Origin of the sequence: Sinorhizobium sp. B11 (genome assembly GCA_039725955.1) — a bacterium.
In the GTDB taxonomy this organism is placed as follows: Bacteria; Pseudomonadota; Alphaproteobacteria; order Rhizobiales; family Rhizobiaceae; genus Rhizobium.
Window position 1 is genome coordinate 124328 of record CP091035.1, and the last position, 17777, is coordinate 142104.

Consider the following 17777-nt stretch of genomic DNA (forward strand, 5'->3'; position numbering starts at 1 on the left):
CAGGCGAAGGGACCCTGGATAGCTGGCCGAGGGCCCCGCAGCGGGCTTGACCATAAGCCTGCTTTTCCTACGCGCTTGCTGCAGTCGCCAGCGGTTTTTTAAAGTCAAAGACCACGTCTTTGGCGATTGATCTAAAACTGAACCTGCGTCCGGCTTGACCAGCTAATCGACCCGGCAATGACCCCGAGCCTTTGCAATCTTCTCCTGCAATTGCTCTTGTGAAAACGGCTTTGCAAGGCGCTCGACGGCTGGGCAGAGCCCTTCGGGTAGTTCGGCATAACCAGTGGCCAGAAGGAGCGCGATGTCGGGATACTTCTGCGAAACTGTCTCCACCAGTTCCGCCCCCGTCATATGCGGCATTGCATGATCCGTGATCAGGATATCTGGAAGCTGACCATTTTCGAGCAGCTTCAGGGCCTCTTCGGCCGACTGCGCCTGGAGTGCGAAATGACCGATATCCTCGAGCATCAGCACTGTGTTTACCAACACCAGTGCATCATCGTCCACGACCATGACCGTGAGTGGCTCGACGGCCTGAGAAGCGTCCACGCCTGGAGCCGGCTTTTTTATCTCCTCTACGGCAGCTTTCGAGGAAACAGGCATCCACAGTTCGGCGGTGGTGCCCTCGCCCTTGCGTGACTTCAGGATGAAGGCCCCACCCGATTGCGCCAGAAACCCGTGAACCATCGGCAGCCCCAGACCTGTACCCTTGCCGATGCCCTTCGTCGTGAAGAACGGGGTCATTGCCTGATCGAGTGTCCTGGCGTCCATCCCCTCGCCTTCGTCCGCCACCGTGAGACAGACGTATTCGCCGGCGGGCAAGCCACGGATCTCTCCTTCCTTGACGGCGCGGCGGCGAGCCTTGATCGTGATGGTACCGCCCTGCGGCATGGCATCGCGAGCATTGACGACGAGGTTGAGCAGCGCCGTCGCCAGATGGTTGGGATCCGACGTCACGAGTGGCAGGCTCAGCGGAAAGGTTGTAGCAACCTCGATCGAGCCGCCGATCGTCCTCTGAAGCAGATCGGCCATGCCCTTGACCAGGTCCTGGACGTCGACCGGCTCCAGCTTGAGCTCCTGCTTGCGCGAGAAGGCGAGAAGCCGCTGTGTCAGGGAGGCGCCGCGCTTGGCTCCCAATATCGCGTTGTCGATCAGCTGAACGACATCCTTGCCGTCCAGCGCGCGGCGGCGTGCAATCTCAAGGCTTCCGAGGATCGCCATGAGCAGGTTGTTGAAGTCATGGGCGATGCCGCCCGTCAATTGGCCGACTGCCTCCATCTTTTGTGCCTGGAAAAGTTCTTGCTGCGCCCGCTCAAGCGCCTCCTGCGCCTGTCGCTTCTCGGTGATGTCGCGGGTCACTTTCGCAAAACCGATCAGCCTGCCGTCGTCCCCGCGGATTGCGTCGATGATCACGTTGGCCCAGAACCGGCTGCCGTCCTTGCGAAGCCGCCAGCCCTCGCGCTCGAAACGGCCTTCGCGGACCGCAGTTTCCAGAGCCGTTCGAGGCAGGTCCGCCGCCTTGTCTTCGTCGGTGTAGAATTTCGAAAAATGCTGACCGATGATTTCATCGGGATCATAGCCTTTGATGCGTTGCGCCCCGACGTTCCAGCTCGATACCTTGCCTTGCGGGTCGAGCATATAGATGGCGTAGTCGGTGACACCCTGGACGAGAAGCCGGAACTGCTCCTGGCTGTGCCTGAGAACTTCTTCGGCGAGCTTGCGCTCCGACAGGTCGCGGGTGATCTTGGCAAAGCCGAGGAGTGGCCCTGCCGGGTCACGGATCGCGTCGATGATCACATGAGCCCAGAACCGTTCGCCATCCTTTCGCACTCGCCAGCCCTCGGCCTCGAACCGGCCTTCCCGGGCAGCGGTATCGAGTGCCTTCTGCGGCTTGCCGGCTTCACGGTCTTCCGGCGTGTAGAAACGGGAGAAATGCTCTCCTAAAATTTCCTGCTCGCTATAGCCTTTGAAGCGATAGGCGCCTGCGTTCCAACTGCTGACATGTCCCCCGGTATCGAGCATGTAAATCGCGTAGTCGGTGATGGCATCGACGAGCAACCTGTAACGCCCCTCCAGCATGCTGGATTGAAGCGCTCCTAGATCAGCGGGCATGATTTTCCTTCCGGGTCCTGGCACAGTCCCGATAGCCCAGGCCACCGAGACGATCGAGATATTAGGGTTCGCTTCCGTCAGCCCAAGTCTTTGTACGGTAAGTGACGAAGACCAGCGGCCCAATTCGTCTTCCTGTGATCATGCTGACACTACTGCTGACCTCGGGATCGCGAAGGCGATGTCGTACTCCTCGAGACTTCGGCAACCGCCGCATTCATATCGCTCGTTTCAATTTCTTTCCCTTGGTGGATGCTTGGACTTGAAGTGGAAGTCCAACAGGCAAGAGCAAGCGCCTCTTGTGACCTGTTCGGAACGACTTCGTGACTCTGACCGCTCACTCAAGAGCCAACTTCCCTCAGGCTTGACGAGACGGCCTGGAAACGCGTGCGAGTGCCTCCCGCAGATCCTCGACGCGGAACGGTTTCCTGAGCAAGGTCACCGTCGACTGGCCCGGAAGATCAGGCGCCTTATCCCGTCCTGTGGCAAAGACGATCGCGACCTGCGGCCATCGCTCGCGCACCCCAGCACCCAGCTCTTCGCCCGACATGCCCGGAAGGCCGAGATCCGTCAGCAGGATGTCCACGTTCTCCTTCTCCAGGACCGCCAGAGCCTCCGCGCCGGAGCCCGCTTCCAGAACCTCAAACTGCAGTTCCTCCAGCATATCGACGGTGTTCATGCGTATCAGAGGATCGTCCTCAACAGCGAGGACCCGCAGACGCGACGCCGCTTCGGGCGACGCGGACACAAGTTGGACCGGAGCGGGATTCACGCTCGCAGTTGAACGCTGCATTTTGTTATTCAGTACGTGACGCAGCTTTCTGGCGAGCGCATCGCGCGTGTAAGGCTTGGACAGCAGTTCCACGCCGGCGTCGAGCTTTCCACCGTGGACGATCGAGTTCTCGGTGTATCCGCTGGTAAAGAGTACGGCGAGGTGCGGCTGGCGCACCTTCGCCTGTCTTGCCACATCCGCGCTCTTTAGCGCGCCAGGCATCACCACGTCGGTAAAGAGAAGATCGATGTGGATGCCGCTTTCGATGATCGTCAGCGCTGCAGCGGCGTCTTTAGCCTTCAGGACGCGGTAACCGAGATCGACCAACATCTCGACGACGGTATCGCGAACCTGTTCGTCGTCTTCGGCGACGAGGATGGTCTCCGATCCGCCGGTCACCGGCCCGGTGTCAGACCCTGCGAGTTGATCCTCCTGCTGATGGACCCGCGGGAAATAGAGCTTGATCGTCGTTCCATGTCCGACTTCGCTATAGATCTTGATGTGGCCTGCGGACTGCTTGACGAACCCGTAGACCATGGACAGTCCGAGACCGGTTCCCCTTCCAACCGGCTTTGTGGAAAAGAACGGCTCGAATACCTGGTCGATAATTTCTGCCGGCATGCCGGAGCCGGTATCGGTAACGGCAAGCATCACGTACTGGCCAGCCTTAACGTCGCTCTGGAGACGTGCGTAGTTGTCGTCCAGGAACGCATTGCCGACCTCGATGGTTAACTTCCCCTGCCCTTCCATGGCATCGCGGGCATTGATCGCAAGATTGAGGATGGCGTTTTCGACCTGGGTCGGATCGACCGAAACATTCCAAAGCCCACCGCCACGAATGGTCTCGATTTCGATCCCCTCGCCCAGCGTGCGCCTCAACATGTCTTCGATGCCTGAGACAAAATGACCAATATTGACAACCCTAGGCTCGAGCGCCTGTTTTCGGCCGAAGGCCAGGAGCTGGCTGGCGAGCTTTGCGCCCCGCTCGACGCCTGCCAGAGCGTTTGCAATCCGCCGCCTTGCGTGCTCGTGACCGGCCAGGTCCTTTGACAAGAGCTGGAGATTGCCCGCGATCACCTGCAGGAGGTTGTTGAAATCATGGGCAACGCCGCCTGTGAGCTGACCGATCGCCTCCATCTTCTGAGCCTGGCGAAGAGCCTGCTCGGTTTCGGCGCGCCGCGCAATCTCCTCAGCCACCTGTTCCTCAAGATGCGCATTGAGGAGACTGAGCTTTTCTTCTGCCGCCCGTCGCTGATCAATCTCCGTCTGGGCTGTGCGGAACAGCCTGGCATTGTCAAAGGCAATCGCAGCCTGGCCAGCGATGCCGCCCATCAATGTTTCATGATGTGCGGTGAACTTGCCCGTATCCGGATGGCCGAAGAACAGTCCTCCAATCACCTCGCCGCTGCCAAGGGTAATTGGCACGGCAAGATAGCTCCTGACCGGCAAGTGTCCCTTCGGCATGCCATGGTAGGGCGCGCTTTGCCCGTACCGGGGATCGGCCGTGATGTCGTCCGATCGCACGATGCCCTGACCCATGAAGGTCGGCGCAAAGACCTTCGTGTTGCGCGGCATCGGGAACTTGGAGAACGCCTCGCGGGGCACGCCGGACAGCGTATAGAGCATGTAGCTCTCGCCGGTATTATCTACGACGTTATAGAAGAAGGCACCGAACTGGGCGCCTGTCAGCTCGACACCAGCATCCGTGACCGTCTGCACGAGGCGCTCGAGATCCAGCTCGCCGGCAAGGGCTTCACCGGTTCGGTTGAGGGCCTCGAGCCGCCTCGTCTGCTGTCTGAGCGCCTCCTGGGCGTTGCGCCGCTCGATGATGAGCGCAGCCGATCCCGCGACGAGATCAAGCAGATCGCGGTCCGATGACGGGGCTTCCAGCGCATGGGGGTAGTAGAGCGCGAAGGTGCCGAGGACGTCTCCATCGGTCGACAGGATCGGCGCCGACCAGCATGCGCGCAGACCATGCGACAAGGCGAGATCGCGATAGTCGGCCCATAAAGGATCGTTGGCGATATCGTTGACGTAAACGGCCTCTTTCCGATACGCCGCGGCGCCGCATGAACCGACATTCGGGCCGATCTCGATGCCATCGACAGCCTCGTTGAAATCTGCCGGTAGATGTGGCGCCGCGCAGTGGCAAAGCCGGCGTCGATCAGGATCCGTAAGCAGGATTGAGGCGATGACACCATGGGAAGAAAGCCCTTCCACCATGGTGACAAGGCTTTCCAGCAACCCCTGTAACGGGACGTCCTGCATTGCCGCTTCCAGCAGCCGTGCCTGCGCTGCCTGCAATCCCTCCGTCCGTTTCCGCTCGGTAATGTCGATGACGGATCCGACGAACCCTAGGAAAGATCCGTCCTCGCCAAAGCGGGGGGCGCCGGCGTCAAGCGCCCAGCGATATTCGCCATCGCCGCGCCGCAACCTGTATTCGAACCGGAAGGGCTCGCGACGCCGGTTCGCCTCCAGGAAAATCCGCTCGGCTTGCGCCACGTCATCGGGATGGGTCGCTCGTAGCCAGCCGAACCCAAGCCCATCTGCCTCCGTTTGACCGGTGAATTCGTACCATATGCGGTTCAAGTAAGTACATGCCGCCTCCTCGTCGGTCACCCACATCATGACGGGCGCATGATCGGCCATGTTTCGGAAGCGCGCCTCGCTTTCGCGAAGGGCTGCAGTGGTCTCCCGACGCAGTCTGGAAAGTTCGAGGTTCGACTGGACGGTTGCGACAAGTTCTCTGGCCGAAAACGGTTTGACGAGATAGTCGTCGGCCCCCGCATCGAGGCCCTCCACACGGGCTTCCTCACCTGCCCTTGCGGAGAAGGCGATGACCGGAAGATCACGAAGCACGGGGTCGTTCCTGATCTCCCTGATCAGGCCGAAGCCATCGAGCCGTGGCATCATGATGTCAGTCAGGACGAGATCCGGACGCTCCCGGCGTATGGCCCCCAGCGCGGCTAGTCCGTCCTCGACGGCATCGATCTGATATTGCGCCGATAGCAGGCGGCGCACATAGGAGCGCATGTCTGCGTTATCATCGGCCAGAACGATCCTGATCGAAGATTTTCCGGTGGCTGTTGCAGGTTCCGGTTCTGGTTCGTGGGCGGCGAGCCCAGAGCCGTTGCCCTCTTCCTCCGGAAGCCACCGCAGCGCCTCCTGCACGTAGGAGTCGGCACGCACCGCAGTCGGCGCGATCGGCCGCTCTTTGGGCGCGTCGGATGGCGTCAGACGTTGATCTCCGAGCGGAATGGTCACGATGAACTCGGTTCCCTTGCCGAGTTCGCTCTCGGCTCGAACGTCTCCGCCGTGAAATCGTGCCAGTTCCTGGACGAGAGCAAGCCCGATCCCCGATCCCTCGATCGACCGGCCATGAGCTCCCTCAACCCGGTGAAAACGCTCGAAAAGACGCGGAAGCTCCTCCTCGGGTATTCCGGTTCCCGTATCGCGCACGCGCAATATCGCATTGCCACCGGCTTCGGAAAGTTCGACGGCGACTTCGCCTGCAAAGGTGAACTTGAACGCATTTGAAAGGAGATTGAGAACGATCTTTTCCCACATCTCGCGATCGACACTTGCTGGCCGGGAGAGCGGCGCGCAGTCGACGCTGAAGGTCAGACCAGCCTTCTCGATCGCGGAGCGGAAGTTGCTTGCGAGCTCCCTTGTCAGAACGGCCAGATCAGTTGGCTCCAGATTTGCCTGGGTCCGGCCGGCTTCGATCCTTGAAAAATCCAGGAGGGTGTTTACGAGCTTCAGGAGACGCAGCCCGTTCCTGTGGATCACCTCGATCCGTTCGCGCTCGCGCGGGATCAGATTGTCGCGGTCGGCAAGCGCATCCTCGATCGGTCCGAGCATGAGTGTCAGCGGCGTGCGGAATTCATGACTGACATTCGAAAAGAAGGCCGTCTTGGCTCTGTCGATCTCAGCAAGAGCCTCGGCTTTGCGCCGTTCCTCCTCATAGGCACGAGCGTTGGCAAGGGCGGTACTCACATGCGCGGCGGCGCGCTCCAGGAATGAGACATATTCGGTATCGAGCTCGCGTCTCGGACTGATGCCGCAGATAAGAAACCCGAATGGAGCGTGGGCGCCGGCATTCACGCCGACCGGTATCATCAGAGCCCGCTCGACCGCTTCCGGCCAGGCGCGGCTTGCCGGCTTTTTCCGGAACAGGTCGTTGACGTTCTCGACGATAACGGGGACTTCGCTCGCAACCAGCGTGTCTATCGACCAGGGCGCGGCGCTATCGCCGGCGACAATAACCGACGGAGCGTAGGCTTCGACATCCAGGCCGGCCCTTGCAATCAGTTCAGCTTGCGAGCCGTCTGCCTTCAGCCGGTAAAACAGGCAGAAGGGCACGTCTTCCGGCCGTGTTCCCAGGACTTGCGCCGCAAGCGCCATAACGTCTTCTTCGGAACGAGCCGACGCAATACGCTCGGCAAGCTCGCGCAGGGTCTTTTCCCGGCGCTCCTCGATAACCCTGTAGGTGGTTTCGACAACGGCATTGAAGATACCTTCGACCGTCCCGTTTTCGCCGCGAATGGGACTGAAGGTAAAGTTAAAGTAACATTCCTCGGTGTAACCGTGACGGTTCATCGGCAGGAGCTGGTCTTCCTGCCACACGCCCTCGCCTGTCCGCTGGACCGCCTCGAAGAGCGGCCCGATCGCGTCCCATATTTCCGGCCACACCTCGCGACCCGGGCGTCCCATCGCCCACGGGTGTTTCTCGCCCGGAATGTCGCTCCAGGCATCGTTATAGAGGAGTGCAAGCTCTGGGCCCCAATAGATGGCGATCGGAAAATTAGTACCGAGACAGATGCTGATGGCTGATCTCAGGCTCTGGGGCCAGTCCTGGGGCAGGCCAAACGGCGTATGTTGCCAGTCGATCTGCCTCATCAGGGCGCCTGCAGCACCGCCACCGAAGAACATGTCGAAATCGAGACCCTGGTCTGAAGTGATATTGGTGTCATTGGCGTCAGTCACGGTCACCTCTAACGGCAGAACTTAATGCTTTCCTTACCAAGGCTGCGGAAAGACACAGCGCCCATAACTAGATGACCGTTCAAACGGGACAAGGGGATATGGCTAACCAAGACGTGCCCGTTGCAGTTCGGATACAGCGCAGTATTGAAGCTTGGCTACTCAACAAGATTCGTCGGCAGGACGCACCTGCGCAACTGCCTGATTACGCTTACCGTCCCCGCGTTCTCTCTTTGCTACATTGCCAGACAGTCCTTACCCCTGCCCAAGAGGCCCGATAAAGGCCGTTAACCATAGCAGGGAACCTCATTGCGAAGCTCAAGGCCGCAGTTGTCGCGCGGTTTAAGGCCGGTTTGAACCGAATCCTCGCAAGGGTATGATCGGTCTACTCCAAAGGGTTCTCGCATCCCCCGTCCCTTTTGTCGCCGGCGTCGCGTCCGGCGGCGTTCGAACGATAGAGCGCCATCAGCATCGCAGCGAGCGAGAACTCACCGCGCGCCGCCTTTCCGGTCAGGTCGCGCAGGTAACCGCCGGGCGAAGTGATATGGGCTGCCCGCTCCAGGATACAGGCCATGGCAACGGCTGCATTTTCCGGCCCCATGATCTCGCAGGCGCGCTGATAGGCCGACGGGCTGACCCCCAGCATGGAGCGCACGATGATGCCGGCCGCCATCATTTCTCGCCAGCTCCCGATGCTTCGCCCACCTCCTGGAGCGTAGTCGGAAATGGCCGGGCAGGCCTGCAGCACCAATTCAAGCGGGAAGACCTTCATCGGCTTGGCGGATGGCTTGATATTGGAACTTTGATTTCGCCCCTCCTCCTTCTCGCAGTCGGGTTCAAATTCATGGCTGGATTCGGTATCTGAATTCTGTAGGTGGCGGTCAAAACGGACAGCATTGCCATCCGGTTTTGCGGAATTTCCTTGTAGATCCAGCTGGTTGACGATTTCCTCACGCAGCATTTCCATGTTCTCAAGTAACGGCTCGAGATCGGCAAGGAGCGGTGTGCGCGGAATGCGGTCAAGAAGGGCGCGAAACCGGCTCTCGATCAGCGCCCAGTCCCCCTGAACCCCCTCCTGGACCGCCACTGAGATCAGCTTGCGGATGTCACGCCGGCAAAGCGACAGGTTCTCCCTGGCGATTTGCAACGTCCGCCGCTCGGTGGCGACCGACTGGGCGAGCTCAGCCAGTTCCTCGGCACGCGACAGAAGCGGCGCCAATGAGAAACCAAAGGCCTGTTCGAGCTTGCCTGTCCGGTTGCGTCTTGCGTAGCGCTTGCCGTTCGGACTGTCCTTGCGCACGATCAGACCGGCCTCGACAAGCGCTGCCAGATGACGGCGGAGTGTCGTGCCGGCGATCCCGTGGGCCCTGACGCTGAGCTGAAGATTGGAGGGAAAAACCACGAGCCCGCCCTCTTGCGTCAGTTCGTTAGATGGCAGGAAGGTCAACAATGCATCGAGCACGGTCAGGGCACGGTCGGGAATGCCGATCGTCGAACGCGCCTGGCAGACGTCGCGAAACACCTTCCATTTGTCTATCGATTTGCCCTCTTTGATCGAGGACGTCTCAAGCTGCCCTTTCACCAGGGCAAGCGTCATCGGCCGCCGCCCGAAAGGCGTCGTGATCCTGTGCGTCTGCATTTTCCTTCACCTTCTGTCAGGCAAAAGAAAACCGTCCACCAAAAACGGTGCCAAACTGTCTTGACTGTGATTCGAGGAAGTGCGATTCTCGGGCTGCTAGACTTCGAGAGAGGCTTCCACGACGGCGACGTTTAGGGGGCCTTTTTCTTTTGCGGTTCAGTCTCCTTTATTTTCCTCTTCCTCGGCCAGGAATTGCTCATAGAGCGCATCCAGTCGGCTGGAGAGGAATTCACCGAAACGGCCGGCATTCTTTGCCTTCATCGACATCGAAAATACCTTGCCGCTATTCTTGATTTCGGCCTGGACGGCCCGGTCGCGCGGTTGCCAGCTCGCCTTTCCGGCTGCCGTCTCGACCTTTCGGACCGGCCTCGCCGATCTGTTGAGTGCGCCATAAAGACGCGAGAATCGCTCATCCGAGGGCAGCTCTTCGAAACCGGCAGAGTTCACGACCTCTGAAACCCTTGCACCATTCGACGCTTTGCCGACGAGCAGCGACAGCTCGATCCAGCGCTCGCGTCCGACGCCTGGTGCTGCACCAAGTTTCCGGATCGTCGCTGCCGGAATGCGTTCGGTCACCGACATCATCTTTGAGATCGAAGCCGCGTTGGCGGCGAGCGCCGCCGCGATCACGTCGCGGTCGTAGCCGAGGTCTTCCAGGCGCCGTGCAAACAGAGCCCGCTCGATGAAGGTGAGATTGGCGCGAGCGGAGTTTTCCTGTCCCTGCGCGATCACGTGGGTGCGGTCGTCGATCTGCTTGACGACCGCCTTGATCTTCAACCCGAGATCACGGGTAGCTCTGAGACGCCGATGGCCGAAAACGACCTGATAACGACCGTCGACAGACGGGTGAGGACGAACGAGAATGGGGCTGTCCTGTCCGCGGGCGCGGATCGCTTCCTTGAGCTCCTCGAATTCCGTTTCGTCGCCGAGGATACGGTCCTGAACGAAGGAGGCATCGACCTGATCAGGATCGAGCTCGACGATGACCTGGCCTTCCAGATACTTGTTGGCCTGTTGCGCCAGATCGTCGAGCGAGCGGACCATGGACTTGCCGGCGCCTCGCATCGGATAGGACGGGCTCGTCGCCGGATCGCTCGGAAGGTCGGCCAATCCCGTCAGTAGGCCTTTTCGTGCCATCTCACGGCCTCCAATTGATGGTTAGAGAACTGAATTTCCGATGGAAAAGTCGATTTTTGTCGGCTGACAACTTCAACGCCCCCATGATTGGTGGATCAGAGCGGCGATTTCGCCATTGACCGCATCGAGCGAGTCGAGCGCGCGGTCATAGGTTGCGCGGTTCATCGTAGCGCGGTCGACCTCGTAAAGCGTCTGCTTGGTGATGCCCGCATCGGAGACTGCCGTCGACTTCAGCATCTCGTTCTTCAGCATGAACTCGTGAAACATGGTCCGCATGAAGGCGACCATCTGCGCCTGCGGCACGTCGCCTGGTTCATAACGCGTGATCAGGTAGCGATACCAGGACAGATTGACCTCTGCGCCGGCGTTGCGGATAGGCTTCAGGATGCCGCCCAGCATCAGGAGGAACTGGCCCATCGACATGACGTCGAGCATCTGCGGATGGATGGTGATCAAGACGCTTGTCGCTGCCGTCAGCGCCGTCAGCGTCAGATAACCAAGCTGCGGTGGGCAATCGATGACGACGACATCATAGCGATCGTCGACGTCCGCGAGCGCCCGCGACAGACGGGTGAAGAAGGTCTTGCCCTCGTTCGACGACTTGTCCGCCATTGCCAGCGGCGTGTCATATTCATATTCCTGCAGATCGAGGTTGGCCGGCACGATGTCCAGGCTTGGAAAGTTCGTGGCGCGAATGAGATCCGAAAGAGGCTTCCTGTCGCCGTCATAGCGAATGGCCTCGTAGAGCGAGGAGGCCTGATCGAACTCCGGCTGGAAGCCGTGCAGGGACGACAGCGAGGCCTGCGGGTCAAGGTCGACGGCAAGGACCCGGTGGCCGGTCAGCGCGAGGTATTGGCCAAGGTGCGCTGCGGTCGTCGTCTTGCCCGAACCGCCCTTGAAATTGACAACAGCGATGACCTGCAGCTTTTCGCCCGGCCGGCGATGGGGAACATACATGCGGCTTTCCGAACGCCCATGCGCATCGAGATGCTGTCGCAGCTCGAGCATCTGCTCGGCGCTATAGGAACGGCGGCCGGAGGAAGACGTCCTGGGGGAGGGGCCCTTGCCCTCCAGGTGCAACTTCTTCAGCGTGCTTTGGGAGACGCCGACATAGGAGGCGACTTCGGCAAGCGAAAAACTGCGTAGCGTCTTCTGGGCGTTCGGCGGAAATCGCTGCACGCTCAAAAGGTGTAGCTTCTGCGAAATCAGATCTCCCTGTTCGAGGATCTGATCCTCGAAACTGACAGGCTGGTTCGCGGAAGGCATCGAATTAGCGTTCATGGCGATCGATCTTCCAGATAACGATTTTAGGGCTGAAATCCCCTCATAACCGTTATTATCTCCGATTTCCCTCAGGCAGCAAGGCGTTTAAGGTTAACAGAGTCTTAACCGGGCTGCCGAAACAGCCGAAGGGGTCGCTCCGCTTCTGCGGAATTCATGTGATTTCATAGACATTTAGCCTGGAGGCGCAATCAGGCGCGTGGCAATTTTTCGCCCCCCTTATCCGCCGGGCCTTCGAGGCTAAAAATCAGCGTTTATCGCGGACCGTTTCCGAAAATAGTGCGACTCAGTACCCCCCGCATGCGGGGGTCTGACAAGACGCGTGCTTCATGCTCACCTTGGCGCTTCTGAATTGGCGCGGAGAACGACCATGTTTGTAAGGGCGATTGGACCTGCAGATAGAGCATCACACGCTTCTCTTCTCGACAGCATGTTCCGTCTGAGGGCGCGCGTCTTCGGCGGCCGGCTCGCATGGCGCGTCTTGGTCGAGGAGGGGAGGGAGCGCGACCGTTTCGATGCGCTCGATTCCCACTACATCATCGTTGTCGCAGACGATGGCGAGGCGATCGCCTCGGCGCGGCTGCTTGCCGCCTCGGGACCGACCATGCTGGCAGACGTCTTTTCGGTACTGCTTGCCGGCAATCCCTTCATGGCCCATCCCGACATGGTGGAAAGCTCGCGTTTCTGCGTTGACACGCAAGCGGAGGCTGCAAGGAGCGGATCGTCCGGCTTGAACGAGGCGACGCTCTTCCTGTTTGCCGGTATTCTCGAATGGTGCCTTGCAAACGGCAAGACAGAGATCGCAACGGTGACCGACGTCAGGTTCGAACGCATCCTGAAACGCGTGTCCTGGCCGCTGCGGCGCTTTGGCGAGCCCCGTCTCATCGGCGAGGTCAGGAGCGTGGCGGGATGCCTGCAGGTTTCGCGGGAGCTTTTCGAGGCGATCCGCCCGCCCGCCTACCGCTCGAACCTTTCGCACAGTTTTTGCAGTGCCGCCTGAGGGGGACGACATGAACGCCCTTTCGTTACCCCGGCTCGTGCGCAAGCTGGAGGAGGCGCTCGGCCCGCCGCTCATGACGGCGCTCGCCGACCCGTCGGTCATCGAGATCATGCTGAATTCGGATGGTCACCTGTTCATCGAACGCCTCGGGGCCGGCATCGTGCATGCCGGCAGGATGGCCGAAGGGCCGGCCGAGATCGTGATCGGCGCCGTCGCTCACGTCCTCAACACCCAGGTCGATCGCGCTCACCCCATCATCTCCGGGGAGCTGCCGATCGGCGGCCATCGGTTCGAAGGCCTGCTGCCGCCCATCGTTTCGGCGCCTGCCTTCTCGATCCGCCGGCACGCCGGACGACTGATCGCGCTCGAGGACTATGTGGGCTCCGGCATCATGAAGGAATGCCAGGCGGAGATCTTGCGCCGTGCCGTGCGCGCGCGCGGCTGAACGTCGTCGTCTCGGGCGGTGCCGGGTCCGGCAAGACGACGCTGTCGAACGCAATCCTGACTGAAATCGCCGCTCAATGCCCGCAGGAGCGGCTCGTCATGCTCGAAGATACACGCGAGCTGCGCTCTTCATCAGCCAATGTCCTGTCGTTGCGAACGAGCGAACAGGTCGACATGGCGCAGCTGCTCAAAAGCACCCTGCGGCTGCGGCCCGACCGCATCATCGTCGGCGAAGTGCGCGACGGCGCGGCGCTTACGCTTCTGAAAGCCTGGAATACCGGTCACCCGGGCGGCGTCACCACCCTTCACGCCAACAATGCGCGCTCGGCACTCCAGCGCCTCGAGCAGCTGACCGGCGAGGCCAGTCGCCAACCGATGCGGGAGGTAATCGGCCAAGCAGTTGATCTCATCGTCTCGATCGAGCGCACGAGCGCCGGACGACGCATTGAAGATCTCCTCCATGTGAAGGGGTTTTCGAACGGCAGCTATCATCTCCAATCCGAAACGGAGGAACCTCATGCAGCCTAGTTATCGTGTCGGGCTCGCCGGCCTCATCGTTCTGGCAGGCATCAGCCTTTGCGACCCGGTCCTTGCAAGCAGCGGCGGCGGTCTTCCATGGGAAGCCCCGCTCGAACAGATCCAGGAATCGATCACAGGCCCGGTTGCAGGCTTCATCGCGCTTGCCGCGGTTGCGGTTGCCGGCGGCATGCTGATCTTCGGCGGCGAACTCAACGATTTCGCCCGACGCCTCATGTACCTGGTTCTCGTCGCCGGCGTCCTGCTTGGCGCCACCCAGATCGTTGCCCTCTTCAACGCTACGGGCGCCTCGGTCGGCCTATCGATCTCGATCGATCAGAAAATAGCGAAGAGGGGAGGAGAGCGCTCATGACCGCCACGGGCCCCGCGCTTAACATCAATCGCATTCATCGCGCCCTGTCGCGGCCCAACCTGCTGATGGGTGCTGACCGCGAGCTCGTCCTCATGACCGGACTTGCGGCGATCATCCTGATCTTCGTCGTTCTGACGGTCTACTCGGCCATCATCGGCGTTGCGATCTGGGTTACGATTGTCGGCATGCTGCGTCGAATGGCGAAGGCCGATCCGTTGATGCGCAAGATCTATCTGCGCCATCTTCGCTACCGCGCCTATTACCGCGCAACCTCCACGCCGTGGCGAAGGAGCTGACGGGCCATGGTAGCGCTTCGCTCTTTCCGCCACGCAGAGCCATCCTTTGCCGATCTCGTTCCCTATGCCGGTCTTGTCGCAGACGGCGTCCTCCTGTTGAAGGATGGCTCATTGATGGCCGGCTGGTATTTCGCCGGCCCGGATTGCGAAAGTTCGACCGAGACCGAGCGCAACGAGATCGCGCGGCAGATCAACCAGGTGCTGGCACGGCTCGGCTCCGGGTGGGTGATCCAGGTCGAGGCCATTCGCCTGCCGACGGACGATTACGCACCCGCCGACCGCTCGCATTTTCCCGATCGGGTAACACGGGCGATCGATGAGGAGCGGCGGCGCCATTTCGAAGCCGAACGCGGTCATTTCGAAAGCCATCACGCCGTCATACTAACCTACAGGCCGCCGGAGCGCCGCCGTTCGACGCTGAGCCGATACCTCTATTCCGACGCTGACAGCCGCAAGCAGAGCCATGCCGATATTGCCCTTGCCAGTTTCCAGACGACCGCCCGGGAGATCGAGCAATATCTATCGATCACATTGTCGATCCGCAGGATGAAGACGCAAAGCGCATCGAAGGACAGCCGTGATGGCGCCCGCTATGACGAGCTCCTGCGGTTCATCAGGTTCTGCATCACCGGCGACAATCACCCGGTCCGCCTCCCGGACGTGCCGATGTACCTCGACTGCATCGTGACGGGAGAACTGCAGCACGGTCTGACGCCGAAGATCGACAATCGCTACATCGCGATCGTGGCGATCGACGGGCTGCCAGCGGAAAGTTCGCCGGGGATCCTCAACAATCTCGACCTGATGGGACTATCCTATCGCTGGTCCTCGCGCTTCATCTTCCTTGACGCCGGCGAGGCGAGGGATCGTCTGGAGCGCACCAGAAAGAAATGGCAGCAGAAGGTCAGGCCGTTCTTCGACCAGCTGTTCCAGACGCAGAGCCGGTCCATCGATCTGGACGCGCTGTCGATGGTGGCGCAGACGGAAGAGGCGATTGCCGAGGCTGCCTCCGAGCTTGTCGCCTACGGCTACTATACGCCGGTGATCGTGCTCTTCGACGATCATGTCGAGAGGCTCGAAAACAAGGCCGAGGGCGTTCGCCGCGCAATCCAAGCCGAAGGCTTCGGCGCCCGGATCGAAACGCTGAACGCCACCGACGCCTATCTCGGCAGTCTGCCCGGCAACTGGTATTGCAATGTTCGCGAGCCGCTGATCACGACACGCAATCTTTCCGACCTCGTGCCGTTGAATTCGGTCTGGACGGGCGATCAGAGCGCACCCTGTCCCTTTTACGACAAGGACGCCCCAGCCTTGATGCAGGTTGCCTCCGGCTCGACGCCGTTTCGCCTCAACCTGCACGTCGATGACGTCGGACACACCCTGATCTTCGGACCGACCGGGTCCGGAAAATCGACATTGCTCGCTCTGATCGGCGCCCAGTTCCTGCGCTACAGGCAGGCGCAGCTCTTCGTCTTCGACAAGGGCGGCTCGATGATGCCGCTCACCCTTGCGGCAGGCGGCGATCATTACGAGATCGGCAGCCCCGGGGACGTCAGGACGCCAGGTTTCTGCCCGTTGGAGACGCTTTCGAGCGAGTCCGATCGCGCCTGGGCCTGCGGCTGGATCGAAATGCTGGTCAGCCTGCAGGGTCTTGCCGTCACTCCGGACCATCGCAACGCCATTGCCCGTCAGGTCGGGCTGATGGCCCGCGCCCCCGGCCGGTCGCTGTCGGACTTCGTCAGCGGCGTGCAGATGCGCGACCTCAAGGAGGCGCTTTACCACTTCACCGTCGATGGCCCGCTCGGACAGCTTCTCGATGCCGAAAGCGACGGGCTGACGCTCGGGCATTTCCAGACCTTCGAGATCGAAGAGCTGATGGCAATGGGCGAACGCGCGCTGCTTCCCGTCCTGACCTATCTCTTCCGGCGCATCGAAACGCGGCTGACCGGAGCCCCGAGCCTGATCATTCTCGACGAGGCCTGGCTGATGCTCAGCCACCCGACCTTTCGCGAGAAGATCCGCGAGTGGCTGAAGGTGCTGCGCAAGGCCAATTGCGCTGTCGTGCTTGCGACCCAGTCGATCTCGGACGCAGAAAGATCGGGCATTGTCGACGTCCTGAAGGAAAGCTGCCAGACGAAAATCTGCCTGCCGAACGGTTCGGCCCGCGAGGAGGGAACGCGCCAATTCTACGAGCGGATCGGCTTCAACGAGCGCCAGCTGGAGATTGTCGCAACGGCAACCCCCAAACGCGACTATTACGTCGTCTCGCCCGAGGGCCGGCGCCTCTTCGACATGGCACCCGGCCCCTTGGCGCTCTCCTTCGTCGGCGCTTCCGGCAAGGACGATCTGAAGCGAATCCGCGCCTTGGCCAGGGAGTATGGCAGCGCCTGGCCGTCGATCTGGCTCAAGGAGAGGGGAATATCAGATGTCACGATCTAGAAACCGACTGGCCATCATCCTTTCAATCCTTCTTGCCGCCAGCAGGCCACTTTCGGTCGCGGCAGGGGCTGCGACCGGAGCTGCGACCGAATTCACGCAGCTTGCCAACAACGGAGAGCTCATCAAGCTGCTCGAAAGCTCAGGCGTTCAGGTCGACAACCAGTTGACGCAGATCACGCAGCTTGCCGAACAGATCGAAAACCAGCTGAGGATCTATCAGAACATGCTGCAGAACACAGCCCTTTTGCCTGCCCATGTCTGGGGCGAGGTCGAGAGCGATCTCAATCAGCTGCGAGGAATCGTTACTGACGGCCAGGGCGTTGCCTTCTCCATGGCCAATGCCGACGATGTCCTGCGGCAGCGTTTCCCGAGCTTTGCAAGCCTGAAGACGAGGATTGCAGATGAAGACAGCTTCTCGACCAGCTACCAGGCCTGGTCTGACACCAATCGGGACACGATCGCCGCGTCCCTTCGCGCCGCCAGCCTCACGGCCTCGCAGTTCGATAGCGAGGAAGCGACCATGGCAACGCTTCGCGCGCTGTCTGAAAGCGCAGACGGCCAGGTGAAGGCGCTTCAGGTCGGCCACGACATTGCCGCCCAGCAGGTTGCCCAGATGCAGAAGCTGCGCGGGCTCGTCTCCCAGCAAATCACGATGATGGGAACCTGGCTTCAGGCCAACCAGACCGACAGGGATCTAGCGCAGGCGCGTCGCGAGCTTTTCTTCCGCGGCACCGTTCCGCCCTTGAGTGGTGGTCGAACCATGGAGCCGCGCTGGTGAACCGCCCGTC

9 protein-coding genes and 3 pseudogenes are annotated in these 17777 nt (G+C 60.8%); 6 read left to right on the plus strand and 6 right to left on the minus strand.

Going from position 1 to position 17777, the window contains the following annotated elements:
* Positions 1-162: 162 nt before the first annotated feature.
* The 6 genes and pseudogenes from LVY75_33685 to repA all read right to left on the minus strand — a co-directional run bounded on the left by LVY75_33685 (position 163) and on the right by repA (position 11921).
* A complete protein-coding gene (locus LVY75_33685; protein XAZ26239.1) occupies positions 163-2112 on the minus strand; it encodes a PAS domain S-box protein in 1950 nt (649 codons plus the stop codon).
* A 355-nt stretch (positions 2113-2467) separates the two neighbouring features.
* A pseudogene (locus LVY75_33690) lies at positions 2468-4693 on the minus strand (response regulator).
* A 69-nt stretch (positions 4694-4762) separates the two neighbouring features.
* A pseudogene (locus tag LVY75_33695) lies at positions 4763-7594 on the minus strand (response regulator).
* 655 nt (positions 7595-8249) lie between these two features.
* Positions 8250-9503, minus strand: a complete 1254-nt coding sequence (locus tag LVY75_33700) for a replication initiation protein RepC (protein XAZ26240.1) — start codon at positions 9501-9503, stop codon at positions 8250-8252.
* A 156-nt stretch (positions 9504-9659) separates the two neighbouring features.
* The gene (gene repB / locus LVY75_33705; GenBank protein XAZ26241.1) at positions 9660-10640 is read right to left on the minus strand and encodes a plasmid partitioning protein RepB; all 981 of its coding nucleotides are present in this window, start codon (positions 10638-10640) and stop codon (positions 9660-9662) included.
* A 72-nt stretch (positions 10641-10712) separates the two neighbouring features.
* Positions 10713-11921, minus strand: a complete 1209-nt coding sequence (gene repA, locus LVY75_33710; GenBank protein ID XAZ26242.1) for a plasmid partitioning protein RepA — start codon at positions 11919-11921, stop codon at positions 10713-10715.
* Positions 11922-12291: 370 nt separating this feature from the next.
* On the opposite strand from repA, the gene LVY75_33715 reads away from it, so the two are divergent.
* From LVY75_33715 to trbJ, 6 genes and pseudogenes are all read left to right on the plus strand, one after another.
* A complete protein-coding gene (locus tag LVY75_33715) occupies positions 12292-12921 on the plus strand; it encodes a GNAT family N-acetyltransferase (protein XAZ26243.1) in 630 nt (209 codons plus the stop codon).
* A 10-nt stretch (positions 12922-12931) separates the two neighbouring features.
* Positions 12932-13893, plus strand: a pseudogene (gene trbB, locus LVY75_33720) (P-type conjugative transfer ATPase TrbB).
* Positions 13883-14254 (plus strand): TrbC/VirB2 family protein, encoded by a 372-nt coding sequence (locus tag LVY75_33725; protein ID XAZ26244.1) that lies wholly within the window; start codon positions 13883-13885, stop codon positions 14252-14254. Before trbB ends, LVY75_33725 begins: the two are co-directional and overlap by 11 nt.
* A complete protein-coding gene (locus tag LVY75_33730; GenBank protein ID XAZ26245.1) occupies positions 14251-14550 on the plus strand; it encodes a conjugal transfer protein TrbD in 300 nt (99 codons plus the stop codon). Before LVY75_33725 ends, LVY75_33730 begins: the two co-directional genes overlap by 4 nt.
* A 6-nt stretch (positions 14551-14556) precedes the next feature.
* On the plus strand, positions 14557-16989 hold the full coding sequence (locus LVY75_33735; protein ID XAZ26246.1) for a conjugal transfer protein TrbE: 2433 nt from the start codon (positions 14557-14559) through the stop codon (positions 16987-16989).
* Entirely contained in the window at positions 16976-17767 is a 792-nt protein-coding gene (gene trbJ, locus LVY75_33740; GenBank protein XAZ26247.1) for a P-type conjugative transfer protein TrbJ, read from the plus strand. The genes LVY75_33735 and trbJ overlap by 14 nt, the downstream gene beginning before the upstream one ends.
* Positions 17768-17777: the final 10 nt, after the last annotated feature.